The 19,628-nt window shown below is 71.9% G+C and carries 17 protein-coding genes and 1 tRNA gene; 6 read left to right on the top strand and 12 right to left on the bottom strand.

Annotated features, from left to right (window positions below):
• Positions 1–62 precede the first annotated feature (62 nt).
• Together ACFYM6_RS07190 and ACFYM6_RS07185 are read right to left on the bottom strand one after the other, a co-directional pair.
• Positions 63–134: transfer RNA gene (locus tag ACFYM6_RS07190), tRNA-Gln, on the bottom strand.
• A 144-nt stretch (positions 135–278) separates the two neighbouring features.
• A complete protein-coding gene (locus ACFYM6_RS07185) occupies positions 279–1,019 on the bottom strand; it encodes a helix-turn-helix domain-containing protein (RefSeq protein WP_387273108.1) in 741 nt (246 codons plus the stop codon).
• 206 nt (positions 1,020–1,225) lie between these two features.
• On the opposite strand from ACFYM6_RS07185, the gene ACFYM6_RS07180 reads away from it, so the two are divergent.
• Positions 1,226–3,202 (top strand): zinc ribbon domain-containing protein, encoded by a 1,977-nt coding sequence (locus ACFYM6_RS07180; protein WP_387273106.1) that lies wholly within the window; start codon positions 1,226–1,228, stop codon positions 3,200–3,202.
• Positions 3,203–3,242: 40 nt separating this feature from the next.
• On the opposite strand, the gene ACFYM6_RS07175 is transcribed toward ACFYM6_RS07180, so the two are convergent.
• A complete protein-coding gene (locus ACFYM6_RS07175; protein WP_387273104.1) occupies positions 3,243–3,497 on the bottom strand; it encodes a hypothetical protein in 255 nt (84 codons plus the stop codon).
• Positions 3,484–4,107 carry a helix-turn-helix domain-containing protein gene (locus tag ACFYM6_RS07170; protein ID WP_387273102.1) on the bottom strand — a complete coding sequence of 208 codons (624 nt, stop codon included), beginning with the start codon at positions 4,105–4,107 and terminating at the stop codon, positions 3,484–3,486. The genes ACFYM6_RS07175 and ACFYM6_RS07170 overlap by 14 nt, the downstream gene beginning before the upstream one ends.
• Positions 4,108–4,228: 121 nt before the next feature.
• Here ACFYM6_RS07170 and ACFYM6_RS07165 point away from each other — a divergent pair, with 121 nt between their 5' ends.
• Both ACFYM6_RS07165 and ACFYM6_RS07160 read left to right on the top strand, forming a co-directional pair.
• The gene (locus tag ACFYM6_RS07165; RefSeq protein WP_387273100.1) at positions 4,229–5,209 is read left to right on the top strand and encodes an acyl-CoA desaturase; all 981 of its coding nucleotides are present in this window, start codon (positions 4,229–4,231) and stop codon (positions 5,207–5,209) included.
• Positions 5,210–5,398: 189 nt separating this feature from the next.
• On the top strand, positions 5,399–6,085 hold the full coding sequence (locus tag ACFYM6_RS07160; RefSeq protein WP_357437890.1) for a TetR/AcrR family transcriptional regulator: 687 nt from the start codon (positions 5,399–5,401) through the stop codon (positions 6,083–6,085).
• A gap of 12 nt (positions 6,086–6,097) precedes the next feature.
• On the opposite strand, the gene ACFYM6_RS07155 is transcribed toward ACFYM6_RS07160, so the two are convergent.
• The 6 genes from ACFYM6_RS07155 to ACFYM6_RS07130 form a co-directional block, all read right to left on the bottom strand.
• A complete protein-coding gene (locus ACFYM6_RS07155; protein WP_387273096.1) occupies positions 6,098–6,571 on the bottom strand; it encodes a DUF4383 domain-containing protein in 474 nt (157 codons plus the stop codon).
• A gap of 113 nt (positions 6,572–6,684) precedes the next feature.
• Positions 6,685–7,140: a DUF4383 domain-containing protein gene (locus tag ACFYM6_RS07150; protein ID WP_387273094.1), complete on the bottom strand. Its 456-nt coding sequence runs from the start codon at positions 7,138–7,140 to the stop codon at positions 6,685–6,687.
• Positions 7,141–7,233: 93 nt separating this feature from the next.
• Positions 7,234–9,033, bottom strand: a complete 1,800-nt coding sequence (locus ACFYM6_RS07145; protein ID WP_387273093.1) for an ABC-F family ATP-binding cassette domain-containing protein — start codon at positions 9,031–9,033, stop codon at positions 7,234–7,236.
• Positions 9,034–9,342: 309 nt separating this feature from the next.
• Positions 9,343–10,296 carry a 4-(cytidine 5'-diphospho)-2-C-methyl-D-erythritol kinase gene (locus ACFYM6_RS07140; protein WP_387273091.1) on the bottom strand — a complete coding sequence of 318 codons (954 nt, stop codon included), beginning with the start codon at positions 10,294–10,296 and terminating at the stop codon, positions 9,343–9,345.
• An 85-nt stretch (positions 10,297–10,381) separates the two neighbouring features.
• On the bottom strand, positions 10,382–11,251 hold the full coding sequence (rsmA, locus tag ACFYM6_RS07135; RefSeq protein ID WP_387273089.1) for a 16S rRNA (adenine(1518)-N(6)/adenine(1519)-N(6))-dimethyltransferase RsmA: 870 nt from the start codon (positions 11,249–11,251) through the stop codon (positions 10,382–10,384).
• A gap of 67 nt (positions 11,252–11,318) precedes the next feature.
• Positions 11,319–12,227 (bottom strand): TatD family hydrolase, encoded by a 909-nt coding sequence (locus ACFYM6_RS07130; protein WP_387273087.1) that lies wholly within the window; start codon positions 12,225–12,227, stop codon positions 11,319–11,321.
• A 158-nt stretch (positions 12,228–12,385) separates the two neighbouring features.
• Here ACFYM6_RS07130 and ACFYM6_RS07125 point away from each other — a divergent pair, with 158 nt between their 5' ends.
• Together ACFYM6_RS07125 and ACFYM6_RS07120 are read left to right on the top strand one after the other, a co-directional pair.
• Positions 12,386–13,624, top strand: a complete 1,239-nt coding sequence (locus ACFYM6_RS07125; RefSeq protein WP_387273085.1) for a hypothetical protein — start codon at positions 12,386–12,388, stop codon at positions 13,622–13,624.
• Positions 13,625–13,682: 58 nt separating this feature from the next.
• Positions 13,683–14,534: an alpha/beta fold hydrolase gene (locus tag ACFYM6_RS07120; RefSeq protein WP_387273083.1), complete on the top strand. Its 852-nt coding sequence runs from the start codon at positions 13,683–13,685 to the stop codon at positions 14,532–14,534.
• 60 nt (positions 14,535–14,594) lie between these two features.
• Here ACFYM6_RS07120 and metG read toward each other — a convergent pair whose 3' ends face one another.
• Positions 14,595–16,397: a methionine--tRNA ligase gene (gene metG, locus ACFYM6_RS07115; protein ID WP_387273081.1), complete on the bottom strand. Its 1,803-nt coding sequence runs from the start codon at positions 16,395–16,397 to the stop codon at positions 14,595–14,597.
• A 65-nt stretch (positions 16,398–16,462) separates the two neighbouring features.
• Positions 16,463–17,302 carry a 16S rRNA (cytidine(1402)-2'-O)-methyltransferase gene (rsmI, locus tag ACFYM6_RS07110; protein ID WP_387273732.1) on the bottom strand — a complete coding sequence of 280 codons (840 nt, stop codon included), beginning with the start codon at positions 17,300–17,302 and terminating at the stop codon, positions 16,463–16,465.
• A gap of 92 nt (positions 17,303–17,394) precedes the next feature.
• Between rsmI and ACFYM6_RS07105 the strand changes: the two genes are divergently transcribed.
• Positions 17,395–19,110 (top strand): dolichyl-phosphate-mannose--protein mannosyltransferase, encoded by a 1,716-nt coding sequence (locus ACFYM6_RS07105; protein ID WP_387273079.1) that lies wholly within the window; start codon positions 17,395–17,397, stop codon positions 19,108–19,110.
• Positions 19,111–19,628: the final 518 nt, after the last annotated feature.

The raw sequence follows: 19,628 nt of genomic DNA, 5'->3' as shown, positions 1-19,628 counted from the left end.
TAACCAGACCGCGTCGGAAGCTGTCGAATACCCCGACAAGGGGCATCCGCACCAGAAAACTGCTCGGCCGCCAGGGTTCGAACCTGAAACACGGGTACCAAAGACCCGGGTGTTGCCAATTACACCACGGCCGAAGGATCGTTCACAGCTTAGCGCCTGGCGTCCGGTCCCAGGTTGCCCACACCGGCCCGCAGACCGGCCGCGAGGCCCTCCACCACGCCGGCTATCCAGAGATACAGCTCTCGAGACCTCGGCACTCGCACTACCAGACAACCTCGCTAGTCCTCACCGACGTTGGTCCGCGACGTCGTAGGATTGTGCCGCTTCAACGTCGGACGCTGGAAGCAGTCGAGTCCGACCCCGAGTGTCTCAGCCCACCACCGCCCAGCAGCCTCGGAATCCGCGTTCTCATGAATGCTCACGCGATACCGGAGGTCCTCCCGGGACCTGCCCATGGCCTCGACGAACCTGACGAACAGTTCGACCAGACAAGGGTCACTGTTCGTAAAGGTGAGGTCATAACGAGGATCGTCCGGCTTACTCTTGGTGCCCTCACACCAGTAGAGCACCGCGCCGATCAGGAGTGTTTTCCCGCAGGTCCGGCGCCCCGGCCCACTTGCCGCCAGTCCGCGCGCTTCGCGTTCCGCGTCCTCGCGCCGCTTTCGCCGACCCGCACGGCTGAGCATTCGGCGCGCGTCAGCGGCCTGTTGCCGCTCGGCGGCAACCTCGGACGATGAGTCGAGCGGAAGATGTCTGACCCACTCGTAGGCGGTCGACTTGGCGACCGTCAGCCGCTCCGCGATCTCGTTGACCGTGTGGCCGTCGGCCCGCAGCCGCAGCGCCGTCGCATGTAGGTCGTCCTTGGCATTTCGGCGTCGGAGAGATGCTGGTGGCGGAACATCCCGCAGCGTCGCTTGCACTCGGACCCGACCGAGGCCCAGACGTAAGCAGATCTGACGGATCGACAGCTGCTCCACGGCACGGAGACGACGGACCTCTGCCGCCAGGGAGTCGGTCATGTTCGGCAGGCTGACCAATTTGATTATGAATCGTAAGTGATCATAGATTGGTCGTGTGGACCTTCTTCGATTCTCGCAGACCACGGCGCGTCTGTCGGTGTCCGTCTCGTGACGCCTGGTGTTTGGGCTGGTTCGGGGAGGATTCCGGTGACGCGGGCCGGCCGTGAGCGTTGGTTCTGCTCGATCGATGGTGGGTCGTTGAGCCGGTGAGCGGGAAGCTGCGGCTGGCCGAGGGTGAGACGGCCCGGACCGCGTGCGCCCGCGCGTTGCTGCGCACCGGTGTGGACGAGGAGACCGGTGAGGTGCTGTCTCGGGCGGTGCTGGCGCGGCGGGTTGGTTGGTGTGCCGATCTGGTGGCGGGCATGGTGGCCGCGCTGATCGGCGCGCATTGGAACAGCGTGGATGTGGAGGTACTGGCGGCCGGGGTGGATGCGGGTGGGCGGCGGTTGCCGTCGCACGCGTGGATGGCGTTGCGGCGGCTGGGCTGGACCGCCACCCCGCTTCGGGGTGTGAGGGTCAATGACCGGGTCGTGCGGATGGCGCAGGAGCAGGCGGGGCGTGCGCTGCGTTCGGTGAAGTGGCGTGCCGATGTGACGGCCGGGGTCCTGTCGACGTGGCCGGCCGATCCGCGTAAGCGCACCCCCGCCGAGTGGGACCAGGTCCGTCAGGCGATCCCGGGCGGGCAGCACCTGCCTTCCAGCATCATCAATGCCCGCACCCGGCAGGTCGCCACGTTCGCCAACGCCAACGGTCGCCTGCCGGTGGACGTGTTCGAACTCGAAGGCGTCCCGAGGATCGGGCGGATGTTGCTGTTGGCCGCGTGTGATCGGCAGCAGGCCACCATCGAGCGCAGCGCCGACCCGGCGAAGGCGCTGCTGCGGCTGCAGCTTCCTTTACGACCGGATCCGCGGACGTATCGGGACTGGACGTGGGTCGAGTGCCCGATCACGTTGCCGTCCACGGTTCCCGCCGCGGCGGTGCTGCACCTGCCCACCCTCCGCCTCACCGACGGCACGGTCCGCGCCGACGTGGCATACACGCACCCGGTGCCGAAAGCCGCCCGCACCGGCCACACCGTGGCCGTCGGTGTGGACTGGGGCCTCAACACCCTCCTCAGCGCCGGTGCCCTGCGACTGGGAAAGGATGGGCGGATCACGGCGTTGGGGGCGGGTGGACAGTTCCGCGCCGCCGGCATCCTGGCCAAGCAGCACCGCCTGCGCCGCCACAGTGAGCGGCTACACGCCAAGGCCGACCAGTACGCGCGGCTGCTCGGCGGCCGCCCCGACGAGCAACTGAGAGCGAAACACGAGGTGCTGGCCGGCGAGATCCGCCACGTGTCCGAACGCCGCGCGAACTTGAACGACGCGCTCGCCTGGGCCGCCGCCCGCTGGACCGTCGACCAGGCCATCGCCGCCCGGGCGACCGTCATCTACCTGGAAGACCTACGGTCGATGGAAGCCAAAGGCATGGGCGCCACCCGCAACACGCGCCTGTCCCAGCAGGTCCGCGGAAAGATCACCGACCGGATGCGGCACCTCGCCGCCGAGCACGGTATCGCCGTGGTCACCGTCCCCGCCCGCAACACCTCCAAGCACTGCCCGCAGTGCCTGGCCCCGCTACAGCACCGTAAAGCCCCCGACCGGCCCACCACACCGGGATGGAAGTGGGCCATCTGCCCCAACACCGGCGGCTGCGGTTGGCAGGGCGACCGCGACCACGGCGCCTGGCGGCGCATCGCCGCCCGCGGCCTCACCCACCAAGCCAAAACCGTCACCAACAAGACCAACGGCGCCATGGCGATCCGCACGGTCGTCGACGAGCTCGAAGCCGGCGCCGTCGTCACCCCCAGCACCTCTAATGCCAGTCGGAGGGACCGGTCGAAGACCGGCCTCACCCGGCCACGCACCTCACGCCCCGCGCCCAGGCGACGCGGGGCACCCTCCCCCACCCGGCCCCACGGTCAGGCGGGTAAGCGTCCGGAGGGACACGCACCAACGGACCGGAAGCTGCCCCGCGCAGCCCACCGACACCAGGACGTGAACACGATCAGCACACCCACCACCACCGGCCACCGGCCACGAGGAGCCGCACTGGGCGCAGGATTCCATCTCCACGTCCATGCATCTCCACCACGGTGGGAAACGATCCCGGAAACCCCATCCGACTCAGGATCGCTAAGCTGATCAGGGACGCTAGGACAGCCGTACACGTGGCAGAGGATCCTCAGTCGCTCGTCGACTCGTTGTGCGTGGCGGCGAGGATTTCGGCAACCAGTCCTTCGATCCGCCAGCACAGCTCGCGACTGCCCCGCACATTGATCACCAGAGAGCCGTGGTAGCCGTCACCCGTGTTCCGCCGTAACGTGGCGATCCGGTGCCGTTTGATGGTCGAACGCTTGATGCGGTCGGCGGGAAGCCCGAGTCTCTCCATCCACCATCGGACCGCCGGCGCAGCGTCGGCCGACTCATGGATGCTCACCCGGTAGGTGGGCACTCCCCGATCGATCTCGCACGCTGCCAAAAACGCAGGAAGAGCGCGACGATGCCGGGATCGCTGTTGATGAACTGGAGGTGGTCGTCCCGCCGCCAGGGCTTCGACTTGGTGCCCTCACACCAGTAGATCGCCGCCCCAAGGAGCAAAAGGTCTCGTTCATCAAGTGTGCCGACCACCGCCGCCCCGCGCGCCTGCTCGGCCGCCTGCGCGGCGTCGCGCGCCTCGCGGTGCGCCGACCATCGGGCGCCGACCATCGGGCGTCGGTCACCAGCTTCGACCGGGCCCGCCGCCGCTGCGCCGCCGCGTCGTCCGGATCCAACGGCAGGTGCTTCACCCACTGGTACGCGGTCGATTTCGCCACGCCGAGCTGCGGCGCGATCTCGTTGACCGATCGCCCGTCGGCGCGCAGCCGAACCGCCTCGGCCCGCAGCGCGTCCTTGGCGTTCGGGCGCCGGGTCCACTCAGGCTGCGAAACGCCACGCAGCAACGCGGACGCCCGGTCGCGGCCGATACCCAGGCGGGCGCATATCGCACGGACGGAGAGCTGCTCCTGGACGCGCAGGCGGCGCGCCTCGTCGGCGAGCGGATCGGTCACGGTCGCAGGTTAGAACGCGCGTACGACAAGGAAGTCCATTCACAGACGGAACTGTCCACTGCGATCTAGGCCGCCGCTGGTTACGGTGACGTAGGCGTAACCCGTTCCGCTGGGAGGTGCCATGTCGACCGCCCTGACCGGCCCGGAGACCGGGCCCAAGCCGCTGACCCAGGGCCACCAGTCCCGGGGCATCCTGATCGCCCTCTGGGCCTTCGTGGTCGTACCGTTCCTCGCTCTGCTCGCTGCCGTGCCGATGGCCTGGGGCGGCTGGCTGGGCTGGAGTGACGTGCTCGTGGCCGGCTTCTGGTACGTGCTGTCCGGACTCGGCGTCACCGTCGGCTACCACCGCTACTTCACCCACGGCTCGTTCAAGGCGAAGCCGTGGGTGCGGACGGCGCTCGCGGTGGCGGGTTCGTTCGCCGTGCAGGGCGAGGTCATCCAGTGGGTGGCCGACCACCGCCGGCACCACGCCTTCTCGGATCTGGAGGGCGATCCGCACTCGCCGTGGCGGTTCGGGGAGAGCGTCGGGGGGCTGACCCGGGGGCTGTTCCACGCGCACGTGGGCTGGCTGTTCAACCGGGAGTTGTCCAACCGGGAGCGGTTCGCCCCGGACCTGCTCGCCGATCCGGCCACCCGCCGCGTCGACCGGCTGTTCCCGGTGCTGGTGGCGGTCTCGTTGCTCGGGCCGGCGGCGATGGGCGGGCTGCTCACCTGGTCGTGGCAGGGCGCGTTGACCGCGCTCTTCTGGGGCGGGCTGGTCCGGATCGCGCTGCTGCATCACGTCACCTGGGCGATCAACTCGGTCTGCCACGTCTACGGGGAGCGCCCGTTCGCGGTGCGGCAGGGTGATCGGGCGGCGAACTTCTGGCCGCTGGCGCTGCTGTCGTTCGGGGAGAGCTGGCACAACCTGCACCACGCCGATCCGACCAGCGCGCGGCACGGGGTGCTGCGGGGTCAGCTCGACCCGTCGGCGCGGGCGATCTGGCTGCTGGAGAAGGCCGGGGTCGTCTGGGCGGTGCGGTGGCCGAAGCCGGAGCGGATCACGGCGAAGCTGGTGGAGCTGGAGCGGATCCGGGCTCGGTCGGCGGGGCGGGAGCGATAACCGGTCGGTCGGGCGCGTGGCGGCCTGGCAGGATGGCCGGATGACCGACCTTCAGCGCCGCCGACCGGCCGGCCCGCCCGGCGGCCGGATCGGCAGCGGCCGCGACGCCGGGCCGCGGGTCCGCGGGGGGACGACATGAGCGCGCAACTTCCCCGCCAGGGCGGCACCGAGCGTCGGCGAGGTGACGAGATGACCGAGGTTCCCGGCAAGGACGCCGGCGCCGCCCGGCGGCGGGCGGTGCCGGCGGCGAAGCCGTCCTCCCGGGTACGGATGTCCGCGACGCAGCGCCGCGAGCAGTTGATCTCGATCGCGCGGCAGATCTTCGCGGAGCGCGGTTTCGACGCCACCTCGATCGAGGAGGTGGCCGCCCGGGCCAAGGTCTCCAAGCCGGTGGTCTACGAGCACTTCGGCGGCAAGGAGGGGCTGTACGCGGTGGTGGTGGATCGGGAGGTCCGCTCGCTGCTGGACCGGATCACCACGGCGTTGACCGCGGGGCATCCGCGGGAGTTGCTGGAGCAGGCGGCGTTGACGCTGCTGACGTACATCGAGGAGGAGACCAGCGGGTTCCGGGTGCTGGTCCGGGAGTCGCCGCTGATGTCGGCGACGGGCAACTTCAGCAGCGTGATGAACGATGTCGCGCATCAGGTGGAGCACATCCTGGGCGCGGAGTTCTCCAGCCGGGGGTACGACCCGAAGCTGGCCGAGTTGTATTCGCAGGCGCTGGTGGGGATGGTGGCGTTGACCGGCCGCTGGTGGTTGGAGGTGCGCAAGCCGCGCAAGGAGACGGTGGCGGCGCACCTGGTGAACCTGGCCTGGAACGGCCTGTCGCATCTGGAGGCGAAGCCCGGTCTGATCACGTCCCGTAAGCCGGGTTGAGCCGGCGGGGGGTCAGTGGTTGCCTTCTGCGACCGCGTGGCGGCGGCGGCGCATCTCCGCCTCGGCGTGCTCGGGCGGGCCGATCTTGTCGTAGAGGCCGGTGGCGAGCAGGATCAGCCCGAACAGCATCGACACGATGACGGTCGACATCGAGAAGTTGAGGATGTTCGCCGTGGTCTGCAGCACGGACATCATCGCGATGCTGGTGACCAGGAAGACCACCCCGGCGGTCAGGTTCATGTGGTGGCCGAGGTTGGTGCGGCGGGACGCCCCGATCAGGAGGAAGGCGCCGAACAGCACCGACACGATCGAGAACGCGAGGTTGGTCCGGAGTCCGAGCGCCCAGTGGCTGCCGCGGGCGAAGAGCGACTCACCCGCGGTCAGGAAGACGCCGTACACGCCGAAGATCAGGATGTACAGCCCGATGATCCCGGAGAGGACCCGGTAGAGCGGCCGGGCGGGATGGTTCACCGGTAGGTGCGGCATGGGGATCCTCCAGCCAAGGTGACCGATTTCCGGCAATTGTCACCCGCGCCGTTCGACCCCGTCCCCGGAAACGCAAAAGGCCCGGCCGAGGCCGGGCCTTTCCACAGGTGGGCTCAGAGCACGAGCCGAGCCTTCTCGAAGGCCTCCCGCTCCTCGTCGGTGCCGACCTTGCCGTACATGCCGGCCATCAGCAGCACCAGGGCGAGGAGCAGCACCACGATGACCGTGGCGACGCTGAAGTTGAGGATGTTCGCGTCGGTGCGCAGGAACGCCAGTGCGGCCAGGCCGAGGGCCATCAGGGCGTACGACAGCCACTGGTTGATCATCACGTCGAGGTTGCGGCCGATCACGGTGCCGAGCAGGATCAGGGCGCCGACGATGATCGAGACGAGCGAGAAGCCGAGGTTGGTGCCCTGGCCGAGCACCGTGGTGTCGTCCTGGGCGAGGAAGTCGTTGCCGAGGCTGACGATGACGCCGAGCACGCCGAAGACGACGAAGTACAGACCAACGAGCCCGCCGATCGCCCGGTAGATCGGCCGCGCGGGGTGGTTGACGGGGGTGTGGGCCATCTCTGCGTCTCCAAGACCGAACGGAAAAGGGGTCGGGTGTGATTGTCCCGCACGGCCAACTGTGACGCCGCACACCCCCCACCCGTGTCGAGGTCAGCTGGCCGGCAGTTCCTCGGCGAGGGTCAACCAGGCCTCCTCGGTGCGTTCCCGCTCGGCCCGCAGCTCCTTCAGCTGGGCGTCCAGCTCGGCGACCCTTGCGTAGTCGGTGGCGTGCGCGGCGAGCTGGTCGAGCAGGTCGGCCTCCTTCTGCTCCAGCTTGGCGATCTGCCGTTCCAGCTTGCCGAGTTCCTTCTTCGCGGTGCGCACCTCGGCGGCCGACATGCCCTCGCGGGCCGGGGCGGCCCCGGCCGGGGTGAGGTCGGCGGGGGCCGGTCCGTTGCCCACGGCGGCCCGGGCCAGATACTCGTCGACCCCGCCGGGCAGGTGCACGAGCCGCCCGTCGCCGAACATCCCGTACGCGACGTCGGCGACCCGCTCGATCAGGTACCGGTCGTGGCTGGCCACCACGATCGTGCCGGGCCAGGAGTCGAGCAGGTCCTCCAGTGCGGCGAGGGTGTCGGTGTCCAGGTCGTTGGTGGGCTCGTCGAAGAGGAGCACGTTGGGTTCCCCGGCGAGCAGGCGGAGCATCTGCAGGCGGCGGCGCTCGCCGCCGGAGAGGTCGCTGACCGGGGTCCAGAGCCGGCGGTCGTCGAAGCCGAAGAGCTCGGCGAGCTGGGCGGCGCTGATCTCCCGGTCGCCGAACTGGACGCGCCGGGCCACCTCCTCGACGGCCTCGAGAACGCGCAGGTGGCCGGGGAGTTCGGCGAGTTCCTGGGAGAGGAACGCGGGCCGCACGGTCTGCCCGGTGGTGAGGCGCCCACCGTCGGGCCGGGTGACGCCGGCCAGCATCCGCAGCAGGGTGGTCTTGCCGGCGCCGTTGCGGCCGAGGATGGCGATCCGGTCGCCGGGGCCGACCTGCCAGGTGGCGTCGTGCAGGATCTCCTTCGGGCCGGCGTGCAGGGTGACCTGGTCCAGGTCGTACACCTGCTTGCCGAGCCGGGCGGTGGCGAGCCGTTGCAGCGACGTGGTGTCGCGCGGCGGCGGGACGTCGGCGATGAGCGCGTTGGCCGCGTCGATCCGGAACTTCGGCTTGGAGGTCCGGGCGGGCGCGCCGCGGCGCAGCCAGGCGATCTCCTTGCGGAGCAGGTTCTGCCGGCGGGCCTCGGTAGCGGCGGCGACCCGCTGCCGCTCGGCCCGGGCGAGGATCCAGGCGGCGAAGCCACCCTCGTACGCCCGGACGGTCTGGTCGGCGACCTCCCAGGTGGCGGTGCAGACGGCGTCGAGGAACCACCGGTCGTGGGTGACCACGACGAGGGCGCCCTTGCGGGTGACCAGGTGCCGGGCCAGCCAGTCGACGCCGCCGACGTCGAGGTGGTTGGTGGGCTCGTCGAGAATGAGCAGGTCGGCGTCGCGGACCAGCAGCGCGGCGAGCGCGACGCGGCGGCGCTCGCCGCCGGACATCGGGCCGACGGGCGCGTCGAGGCCGAGGTGTGGCATGCCGAGGCCGTCGAGGATGGCCCGCACGCCGGCGTCGCCGGCCCACTCGTGCTCGGCGCCCATGCTCTCGCCGAGCCAGGCGGTGCCGAGGACGACGTCCCGGACGGTGGCCTCGGGCTCCAGGTTCAGGCTCTGCGGCAGCCAGGACACGCGCAGGTCGCGACGGTGGGTGACCCGGCCGTCGTCGGGTTCCTCGGTGCGGGTGAGCAGCCGCAGCAGCGTCGACTTGCCGGCCCCGTTGAGGCCGACCACACCGACCCGGTCGGCGTCGTCGAGACCGAGCGAGACGTCGGTGAGCAGCGGCCCGGCAGCGCCGTACCCCTTGGACACCCGGTCCAGGTTGACGATGTTGGCCACTTCCCCACCTTTCATGATCAAGGCGTCCCGGTGCGGGCGGGCACCTCGGGACGCCTGGCCCCTCAGGGTACGCGGGTCCGCCCGACGGACGTCAGGCCCCGACGCGGGTCAACGACCGCTGCCGCCCGGTTTGTTCCGGCCGCCGGATGGTCCGGCGCACGAGGTCGCCGACCCGGCGGTGTCCGGGCCGCCGGGACACCGCCACATCGGCGACGCCGAGTCGATCTTGCTCGACCGGGCGGGCCGGACCGAACGGGCCGGACCTGGCCAGGTCGGGTCGCGCCAGGTCGGGTCGGACGTCCGGCAGGCTCAGACAATGCGGGCGCCGGCCACCGGGCCGTGGGCGACCCGGGCCTCCCGGCAGACCCCGGCGGCCGCCAGTTCGGCGGCGATCCGCCCGGCGTCGGTCTCGTTCGCGGTGAGGAAGACGCAGGTCGGCCCGGAGCCGGAGACGATTCCGGCGAGCGCGCCGGCCGCCTCGCCGGCCTTGAGGGTCTCGGCGAGCGCGGGGCGCATGGTGAACGCGGCGGCCTGAAGGTCGTTGCCGAGCGCGGCGGCGAGCACCCGGGGGTCGCGCTGGCGCAGCGCGGCGAGCAGCGTGTCGGTGCTGCCCAGCGGCTCCCCGGCGCTGCCGGCGTCGCGCAGCCGGTCCAGTTCGCGGTAGGCGGCGGGGGTGGAGAGGCCGCCCTCGGCGATCGCCACCACCCAGTGCCACGACGTGGGGCGGGCCAGCACCGGGCTGACCGCCTCGCCCCGGCCGGTGCCCAGCGCGGTGCCGCCGTGGATCAGGAACGGCACGTCCGAGCCGAGGTCGGCGGCGATGCCGGCCAGCTCGTCGCGGGACAGCCCGGTGCCCCAGAGCGCGTCACAGGCGACCAGGGTGGCGGCCGCGTCGGCGCTGCCGCCGGCCAGCCCGCCGGCGAGCGGGATCTTCTTGCGCAGGTGCAGCCGGGCGTGCGGCGGGACGCCCGCGTACCCGGCGAGGGCGTGGGCGGCCCGGATCACCAGATTCGTGTCGTCCAGGGCCAGCTCGCCGGCGCCCTCGCCCTCCATGGTGAGGGTGAGCGTGTCGCCCCGGCGGGCGGTCAACTCGTCATGGATCGAGATCGCGTGGTAGACGGTGTTCAGCTCGTGGAAGCCGTCCCGGCGCAGCGGCCCCACCCCGAGATGCAGGTTGATCTTGGCGGGCACCCGGACCTTCACCGGCCCGCTGGCCCCGCGCCGCTGCCCGTCCTCGTCGTCCGGTCGCCAGGCCTCGGTCACGGGGCGATGTCCCGTGGGCGCAGGCGGATGTCGAACGGCTTCTCCACGATCAACTCCTCGGCGGGGTCGGGCAACGGCGCCCAGCCTACTGGGCGACGGCGGGGACGGCCGGGGCCGACGCGGCGATGGCGGCGAACTGCTCCACGGCCAGCGACTCGCCACGGGCGCCCGGGTCGACGCCGGCGGCGGTGAGCACCGCGGCCGCCCGGTCGGCGCCGCCGGCCCAGCCGGCCAGGGCGGCGCGCAGGGTCTTGCGGCGCTGCGCGAACGCCGCGTCGACCACCGCGAAGACCGCCTCCCGGCGGACGTCGGCGCGGGGCGGCTCCCGGCGGGTGAAGGCGACCAGCCCGGAGTCGACGTTCGGCACCGGCCAGAACACGTTCGGCGGGACCTTGCCGGCGGCCCGGGCCCGGGCGTACCAGGCGAGCTTGACCGACGGGACGCCGTACACCTTGGAGCCGGGACCGGCGACGAGCCGGTCGGCGACCTCCTTCTGCACCATCACCAGGCCGTGCCGCAGGGTGGGCAGTTCGGCGAGCAGGTGCAGCACCACCGGCACGGCGACGTTGTACGGCAGGTTCGCCACCAGCGCGGTGGGGGCGGGTTCCGCCAGGTCGGCGGCGCTGACCCGGAGCGCGTCGGCGGGGTGGACGGTGAGCCGGGCGGCGTTCGGGCCAGCGAACCGGGCGGCGGTCTCCGGCAGCGCGGCGGCCAGCGCCGGGTCGATCTCCACGACATGCACGTGCGCGGCGACCGGGAGCAGGGCCAGGGTGAGCGAGCCGAGCCCGGGGCCGACCTCCAGCGCCACGTCGTCCGGGGCGAGCCCGGCGGTGGTGACGATCCGGCGGACGGTGTTCGGGTCGTGCACGAAGTTCTGGCCGAGCTTCTTGGTCGGCGTCACGCCGAGGCGCGCGGCGAGCTCCCGGATCTCCGCCGGGCCGAGGAGGCCGGTCACGCCCCGTAGCGTATGCGGCCCGGCCGGGTGGCAAGGAGGGGCCCCGGTCAAGAACGGGCCCCTCCGGTCACCACGGGCCGAAGACGCGGTCGCCGGTCGCGGAGATCGCGGCGCAGAGCTCGTCGACGTCGGTCCCGGTGGTCGCGGCCAGGAACCGGACCGTCAGCGGGATCAGGTACGACGCGTTCGGCCGCCCCCGATGCGGCATCGGGGTCAGGTACGGGGCGTCGGTCTCCACCAGCAGCTGGTCGACCGGGGTCACCGTGGCGGCCTCGCGCAGCGCCCCGGCACTGCCGAAGGTGACCGTGCCGGCGAAGCTGAGCAGGTAGCCCCGGCGGACACACTCGCGGGCGAAGTCGGCGTCGCCGGAGAAGCAGTGCAGCACCACCGTGTCCGGGGCGCCCTCGTCGTCGAGGATGCGCAGCACGTCGGCGTGCGCGTCCCGGTCGTGGATGACGAGTGCCTTGCCGTACCGCTTGGCGATGGCGATGTGCGCGCGGAAGCTCTCCTCCTGGGCGGCCCGCCCCTCGTCCCCGGTACGGAAGAAGTCCATCCCGGTCTCGCCGACGCCGCGTACCCGGTCGCGGGCGGTCAGGGCCTCGATCTCGCGCAGCGCCTCGTCCAGGTCGGCCAGGCGGGGCGCCTCGTTCGGGTGCAGCGCGACGGTGGCCAGCACGGCTCCGTAGCGCTCGGCGACGTCGGCGCCCCAGCGGGACGACTCGACGTCCACGCCGACCTGGACCAGCCGGTCCACGCCGACGCCGGCGGCCACCGCGATGACCGCGCCGACCGGGTCGTCGGCGGGTCCTCCCCCGGGTACGCCGGCCTCGCTGACGGTGATGTCGAGGTGGGTGTGGCTGTCCAGCACGGGACGGGGCAGCGCCTCGGGGGCGGGCGGGAACTCCCCGGCCCGGCGGGCGGCCCGTTGCTTGCGGGTCTCGGTCCGCTCGCTCAGCTGTTCGGTTGGCTCGGTCATCAACCAAAGGATCACACACTGGCCGGGTCCACCCGGCCGCCACCTCTTGTTCATCTCCACTACCCAGCGCGAACCTACCGTCGCAGCGTGACTGAGCGGAGTGAGCGAACCATCGGGCACCGGAGCGGGCGGACGATCCGTGCAGCGATCGTGACGCCATGAGTGTGACCCCTCAGGCTGGCGGGGCCGCCTCCGAGCGGACCGGCCTGCACGTCACGTACGAGGGTCGGGTGCACCCGGCGGAGGAGATCGCGCGGGGCGCGGCGTACGAGCTGTTCAGCGCCGAGGAGGTGCCCGGCTTCGAGTGGGCGCCCCGGCCGGGTGTGGCATACCCGTGGCGGAAGTTCGTGCACGTCAGCGAGGTGAGCGCGGTGCACGGGGCGGCCGAGCCGACCGAGGACGCGGACCCGCCGCTGCTGATGCCGGTGCACCGCACGCACGGCTGGGCCCACCTGCACCAGCTCAGCCAGCAGCCGGCCGCGGCCGGCGACCCGGCGCTCGCCGCGGTACGCGCCTCGGCGGTGATCCGGCCGGGCACCCGGATGGTGAAGGTGCTCTCCGCCCGCCAGCTCGCCGGCTATGTGCGGGGTTGGCTGCCGCACGGCTTCTGCTACCGGGAGCACGACGTGGCGCACCTGCGTACGCCGGCCGGGATGGCGGTGCTGCGCGGCGACGGCGAGGGCGGCGACGTGGCCTACGCGCTGCGCTGGCGGGCCGCCGACCCGGCCGACTTCGACGTGCCGGTCGGCCCGGCGCACCAGGGGCTCACCGCGCTGCCGCCGCGGGACCGGCTGGGGCCCCCGGTGCTGGGTACCGGCTTCGTGCCGAGCAACGGCCAGCTCGTCCCGGAGTTCGTCACCCGGGACTTCGCCGACCTGCCGATGCCGGCGAACGCCACCCTGCTCGCCTACCCGGCGGACGGGGTGGAGGTGGTGCTCTACACCTACCAGGCGGAGCAGCGGGGCTGGCTGCGCCTGGTCGGCCGGCAGTGGCGGCACCTGCTCGCGGCGGTGCCCGGGCTCTCCCCCGACCAGGAGTACGTGCCGACCGGTGACGCGCCGCGCTCCACCCGGCTCGTCGGCGCGTACGGCGGCAACGAGTACGAGGCGGTGGCCGACCAGCCGGGGGGCTTCCGCGTCCTGGCGATGACCCGGGCGGCCCGGTACCCGGTTGAGTCGGCGGCCCGGCGGCTGCGGTACGCCACCTGGCGCGGGGTGCCCTGCCTGGTGCTGCGCGAGGAGTCGGGCTGGCTGCGGCTGCGGCTGTGCCGGCCGGATCCGGACGCGGTGGCCACCACCGGGGCGCAGTGCCACGAGCGGGGCGTCTACGAGGCCTGGGCGCCGGGCACCGAGGTGACCGACGACCGGGTGGTCGACCTGCCGTACCGCGCGGCATAACCGCCGTCGGCGCGGGAATCCGCCGGGGTCCGATGCTCCCCAGCTCAGGAGACCCGAGATGCCCTTCATCACCGTCGGCACGGAGAACTCCGCGCCCATCGACCTGTACTACGAGGACCACGGCTCCGGGCAGCCGGTCGTGCTCATCCACGGTTTCCCGTTCAACGGGGCGACCTGGGAGAAGGTGTCCATCCCGCTGTTGAACGCCGGATACCGGACGATCACCTACGACCGGCGCGGTTTCGGCAGTTCCGCCCAACCGACCGCAGGGTACGACTACGACACCTTCGCGGCCGACCTGGACGTGCTGATGACGGAGCTCGACCTGCGCAACGCGATCCTGGTCGGACACTCGATGGGCACCGGCGAGGTGACCCGCTACCTGGGTACGTACGGGTCGAGCCGGGTGGACCGGGCGGTGCTGCTGGCCCCGCTGGCACCGTTCCTGATGAAGACGCCGGACAACCCGGAGGGTGTGGACAAGAGCCTCTTCGACGGTTTCCAGCAGGCCATCCTCAACGACCGCTTCGCCTACCTGACCCAGTTCTGCAACAGCTTCTTCAACTACGACGAGAACAAGGGGAAGTCGGTCAGCGAGGAGGCGTTCCGGGCGCACTGGGAGATCGGCACCCGGGCGTCGGCGAAGGGCAGCCACGACTCGGTCGACGCCTGGCTGACGGACTTCCGCGGCGACCTGGGCCGGATCGACGTGCCGGTGCTGATCGTGCAGGGCGACAAGGACGCGGTGCTGCCGTATCCGGTGACCGGGCAGCGGTTGCAGCCGATGCTGCCGGGCAGCCAGTTGATCACTCTGCGGGGCGCCCCGCACGGCATCCCGTGGACCAACGCCGCCGAGGTGAACAAGGCGATCATGGAGTTCATCGGCGCGCCGTCGATGGCGCGCGCCTGACCGGCGCGGACGACCGCGGCCCCGGGGAGGTGTCCCCGGGGCCGCGGTCGTCGGTCGGGCTCAGCCGGCGAGGCGGGCCAGCTCCTCATCGACGATGGACGGGTCGAGCTTGCGGAACACCGGCTTCGGCGCCGCGAGCGGCCGATCCACCGCCAGGGGTACGGACTCCCAGCGCGCGCCGACCGTGTAGTCGCCGGTCAGCACCGGGTACGCCGGCCCACCGTCGAGGTCCCGCACCTCCTCGATCACCGGCATCGGCGCGTGCACGCCGGTGCCGCCGAGCAGCTCGTGGATCTTCTGGGCGGCGTGCGGCAGGAACGGGGTGAGCAGCGTGTTGGCGTCGCTGACCACCTGGAGGGCGACGTGCAGGATGGTGCCCATGCGGGGCTTGTCGTCCTCGCCCTTGAGCTTCCACGGGGCCTGCTCGGAGAGGTACTTGTTGGCCTCGGCGACCACCTTCATCGCCTCGCCGATGGCCTGCTTCTGCCGGTGCTTGGCGATCAGGTCACCGACGACGGCGAAGCCGGCCCTGGCGGTGGCGAGCAGCGCCTCGTCGGCCTCGGTGAGGCCGGCCGGGTCGACCGGTGGGATCGCCCCGAAGTTCTTCGCCGCCATCGAGACGGACCGGTTGACCAGGTTGCCCCAGCCGGCGACCAGCTCGTCGTTGTTGCGGCGGAGGAACTCCGACCAGGTGAAGTCGGTGTCGTTGCTCTCCGGGCCGGCGACCGCGATGAAGTAGCGCAGCGCGTCGGCGTCGTACCGCTCGAGGAAGTCCCGGACGTAGATGACCACCTTGCGGGAGGAGGAGAACTTCCGGCCCTCCATGGTCAGGTATTCGCTGGAGACCACCTCGGTGGGCAGGTTGAGCCGGCCCAGCTCGCCCGGCTCGCCGTCGCGCGACCCCTCGCCGGAGTAGCCGCCGAGCAGCGCCGGCCAGATCACCGAGTGGAAGACGATGTTGTCCTTGCCCATGAAGTAGTAGCCGCGGGCGTCCTTGCCCTCCGCGTCGGCGGACCACCACTTGCGCCAGGCCTCGGGGTCGCCGGTGCGGCGGGCCCACTCGATGGAGGCGGACAGGTAGCCGATGACCGCGTCGAACCAGACGTAGATCCGCTTGTCGGTCCGGTCGCGCCAGCCGTCGAGCGGGATCGGCACGCCCCACTCCAGGTCCCGGGTGATGGCCCGGGGCTGCAGGTCGTCCAGCAGGTTCCGGGAGAACCGGAGCACGTTGGGGCGCCAGCCCTCCCGGGTGTCCAGCCACTGCCGCAGCGCGTCGGCCAGGGCGGGCAGGTCGAGGAAGAAGTGCTCGGTCTCGACGAACTGCGGCGTCTCGCCGTTGATCTTCGAGCGGGGGTTGATCAGGTCGATCGGGTCGAGCTGGTTGCCGCAGTTGTCGCACTGGTCGCCGCGGGCGCTGTCGTACCCGCAGATCGGGCAGGTGCCCTCGATGTAGCGGTCGGGCAGGGTGCGGCCGGTGGACGGGGAAATCGCCCCGGTGGTGACCTTCGGGACGATGTAGCCGTTGCGGTGCAGCCCGAGGAACAGCTCCTGCACCACGGCGTAGTGGTTGCGGGTGGTGGTACGGGTGAACAGGTCGTACGACAGCCCCAGCGCCCGCAGGTCCTCGGCGATCACCCGGTTGTACCGGTCGGCCAACTCGCGCGGGGTGACCCCCTCGGCGTCGGCCTGCACCTGGATCGGGGTGCCGTGCTCGTCGGTGCCGGAGACCATGAGCACGTCGTGACCGGCCATTCGCATGTACCGGGCGAAGACGTCGGAGGGAACGCCGAATCCGGATACGTGGCCGATGTGGCGCGGGCCGTTGGCGTAGGGCCAGGCGACCGCGGCGAGAACGTGACTCATGAGCAGCAAGCCTAGCCCGGCGCCGGTTCGAGGTCCCGGCGGAGCCGCCGCCCCACCGGGCTCCTTCAGCTGTGCACGACGGTGTAGACCTCGCGCCGGCGCAGCCCGTACTCGGCGGCCACCTCGGTGACGGCGTCCCGCCGGGACAGGCCGGCCGCCTCCCGCGCGGCCACCGCGGCGCGCAGCGTGTCGTCGTCGGGCCGGGCCGCTGCGGCTGGCGGCGCACCCGCCACGACCAGGGTGATCTCGCCGCGCGGCTCGCCCGCCGCGGCCCACTCGGCCAGCTCGCCCAGCGGCCGGCGGACCACCTCCTCGTAGGTCTTGGTCAGCTCGCGGCAGAGCGCGGCCGGCCGGTCCGGGCCGAACGCGGCGGCCAGGTCGGCCAGCGCGCCGGCGATCCGGTGCGGGGCCTCGAAGAGGACCAGGGTGCGCTCCTCGGCGGCGAGGGCCCGCAGCCGGGAGCGGCGGGCGGCCGGCGTACGGGGCAGGAAGCCTTCGAAGCAGAACCGGTCGCAGGGCAGCCCGGAGAGCGCCAGCGCGGTGGTCACCGCGCTCGGCCCGGGGGCCGCGGTGACCGGGAAGCCGGCGTCGAGGGCGGCCCGGACCAGCCGGTAGCCGGGGTCGGAGACGCTGGGCATGCCGCCGTCGGTGACCAGAGCGACGGTGTAGCCGGCGGCGAGCACCTCGACCAGCTCCGGGGTACGCCGTTCCTCGTTCCCCTCGAAGTAGGAGACGATCCGGCCGGCCACGGTGACGCCGAGGTCCCGGGCCAGCCGGGTGAGCCGCCGGGTGTCCTCGGCGGCGACCACGTCGGCGGTGGCGAGCACCTCGCGGAACCGGGCCGACGCGTCGGCCGGGTTGCCCAGCGGGGCGCCGAGCAGCACGACCCGTCCGACCTCGGACATTTCACCCACGGAGTGCGCTCCTTCATCGACAGCCGTACCAATCTCGGGGACGACGGGCGCCACCGGGCACCTTCGCAGCCTACGATCGCCGGGTGACGAGTGCCTCGACAGCACAGAGCGCGGACGCCGGCCGGGCCGGATCGGACCGGACGGCCGCCGGTCAGCCGACCACCGATCAGGCCGCCGAGGCCGCGACGACCGGTGGCGGCGGGGTCCCGGCCGTCGTCCGGCGGCGGCTCGCCACCGTCGACGCCCGCCTCGACGGGCACGCCTGGCTGGCCACCGCCGTCGTGGTGGCGATCGCGGCAATCCTGCGCCTCGTCGGGCTGAGCGGCCCCAAGGGCAAGATCTTCGACGAGATCTACTACGCCCGGGACGCCTACGGGCTGATCGACAAGGGCGTCGAGTGGAACTACAAGGACAACGGCCCGTCGTACGTGGTGCACCCGCCGCTGGGCAAGTGGCTGATCGGGTTTGGTGAGTGGGCCTTCGGCTATCAGGACGCGGAGACGAAGCTCTCCGTGCCGGGGCACCTGACCACCACCGCCCCCGAGTTCGGCTGGCGGATCGCGGCGGCCGTCGCCGGCACCCTCTCGGTGCTGCTGCTGATCCGGATCGCCCGGCGGATGTTCCGCTCCACCGCGCTGGGCTGCGCGGCCGGCCTGCTGCTCGCCCTGGACGGCTTCCACCTGGTGCTCTCCCGCACCGCGCTGCTCGACATCTTCCTGCTGCTGTTCGTGCTGGCCGCGTTCGGCGCGCTGGTGCTGGACCGGGACGCCCGGCGCCGCCGCTGGGCCCGGGCGCTGGAGGCGGGGCTCGACCCGTCGACACCGGGGCGGGCCGGCCGGCCGCCGTCGGGCTGGCGGAACTGGCCGTGGTGGCGGCTGGCCGCCGGGGTGCTGCTCGGCTGCGCCTGCGCGGTCAAGTGGAGCGGCGTGTACTTCGTGCCGGCCTTCGCGCTGCTGGTGATCTTCTGGGAGGTCGGCGTCCGCCGCTCGGCGGGGGTACGCCACCCGTGGCGGGACGCCCTGCTGGACGAGCTGCCCTGGCTGCTGCTGGCCGGGGTGCTGATGGTGGCCACCTACGTCGCCACGTGGTCGGGCTGGCTGTTCACCGACGACGGCTACTACCGGCTCGCCAGCCGCTACCCGAACACGCCGGGGCTGAGCGACACCCCGGTGATCGGGCCGCTGATCAACCTGTGGGAATACCACAAGGCCGCGTACGGCTTCCACACCCAGCTCGACGAGCCGCACAAATACCAGTCCTGGCCGTGGCAGTGGCTGCTGCTGGGCCGGCCGGTGGCCTTCTACTGGTCCGGCGACGGCAACTGCGGCGCGCCGCAGTGCGCGAGCGAGATCCTGCTGCTGGGCACCCCGCTGCTCTGGTGGTCGTTCCTGCCCGCGCTGGCGGCGCTGGCCTGGCTCGGGCTGGCCCGGCGGGACTGGCGGGCCGGGGCGATCCTGCTGAGCGTGGCCGCCGGCCTGCTGCCCTGGTTCTGGTTCGCGCTGGATGGCCGGACGATGTTCTCCTTCTACGCCGCGCCGGCGCTGCCGTTCCTGGTGCTGGCGGTGACCTACGTGCTGGGCGCGATCGTCTCGCCGGCACCGGCCGCCGGCCGGAGCACGGGGGCGCCACCGGGCGGGCCGGACGTCGCCGACCGCCGGCTGGTGGGCGGGATCATCGCGGGCGCCTACGTGCTGCTGGTGGGCCTCTGCTTCGCCTACTTCTACCCGGTTTTCGTGGGCCGCCTGATCACGTACGCGGACTGGTCGGCCCGGATGTGGCTGGACGGGCGCTGGATCTGACGCCCGGCGCTACCGGCGGTGGGCTGGAGAACACAGAAGCGCGCCCCGATCGCCTGCCACGGGGGAAGCGGGCGATTGGGGCGCGCAGAAGAAGCTTAACCACCCCGGATCAGCGGCACAACTGGTCGTCTCCGGTCAGATTCACGACCGGCGAGCCCCCACGAGGATGATTCGCCCGCAGGTGGCGCCGGCGGTCATGGCGCGAAGACCTTACGAGAGCATTACGGCTTCGTTCCCGCGCCGGCCGAGGGGCGCCCGCCCGGCCGACCCGCCGAGGGGAGCGCTTTCCGGACCGCACGGGCCCCCGGCCAGTGTTGATCTCCGGAGTTTTCGTCCTCGTTGACGGCCTATAGGGGCGCAAGTACCTGTTTGTATGTTAAGCCCGCTCTGCGGGCTGCAATCCGGATATGCGAATGATGAAAGATTCGTCGTCGGCCAGCCACGGGAGGGGTGATGTCCCGACGATGACCGACATCCCATGACCAACTGGATGATCATCCGGGTGCCACCACCCGGAT

This window comes from Micromonospora sp. NPDC006431, from assembly GCF_042870725.1.
GTDB lineage: Bacteria > Actinomycetota > Actinomycetes > Mycobacteriales > Micromonosporaceae > Micromonospora.
The sequence above is the reverse complement of the archived record's forward strand: the minus strand, read 5'-3'. Positions and strand labels throughout refer to the sequence as shown.

Bases quoted from the DNA above. Each gene is read 5' to 3' on its own strand.
- ACFYM6_RS07160 (WP_357437890.1), top strand. From the start codon at position 5,399: ATGACCGAGGTTCCCGGCAAGGACGCCGGCGCCGCCCGGCGGCGGGCG.
- ACFYM6_RS07185 (WP_387273108.1), bottom strand. From the start codon at position 1,019: ATGACCGACTCCCTGGCGGCAGAGGTCCGTCGTCTCCGTGCCGTGGAG.
- metG (WP_387273081.1), bottom strand. From the start codon at position 16,397: ATGAGTCACGTTCTCGCCGCGGTCGCCTGGCCCTACGCCAACGGCCCG.
- ACFYM6_RS07155 (WP_387273096.1), bottom strand. From the start codon at position 6,571: ATGCCGCACCTACCGGTGAACCATCCCGCCCGGCCGCTCTACCGGGTC.
- rsmI (WP_387273732.1), bottom strand. From the start codon at position 17,302: ATGTCCGAGGTCGGACGGGTCGTGCTGCTCGGCGCCCCGCTGGGCAAC.
- ACFYM6_RS07130 (WP_387273087.1), bottom strand. From the start codon at position 12,227: ATGACCGAGCCAACCGAACAGCTGAGCGAGCGGACCGAGACCCGCAAG.
- ACFYM6_RS07165 (WP_387273100.1), top strand. From the start codon at position 4,229: ATGTCGACCGCCCTGACCGGCCCGGAGACCGGGCCCAAGCCGCTGACC.
- ACFYM6_RS07120 (WP_387273083.1), top strand. From the start codon at position 13,683: ATGCCCTTCATCACCGTCGGCACGGAGAACTCCGCGCCCATCGACCTG.
- ACFYM6_RS07125 (WP_387273085.1), top strand. From the start codon at position 12,386: ATGAGTGTGACCCCTCAGGCTGGCGGGGCCGCCTCCGAGCGGACCGGC.
- ACFYM6_RS07150 (WP_387273094.1), bottom strand. From the start codon at position 7,140: ATGGCCCACACCCCCGTCAACCACCCCGCGCGGCCGATCTACCGGGCG.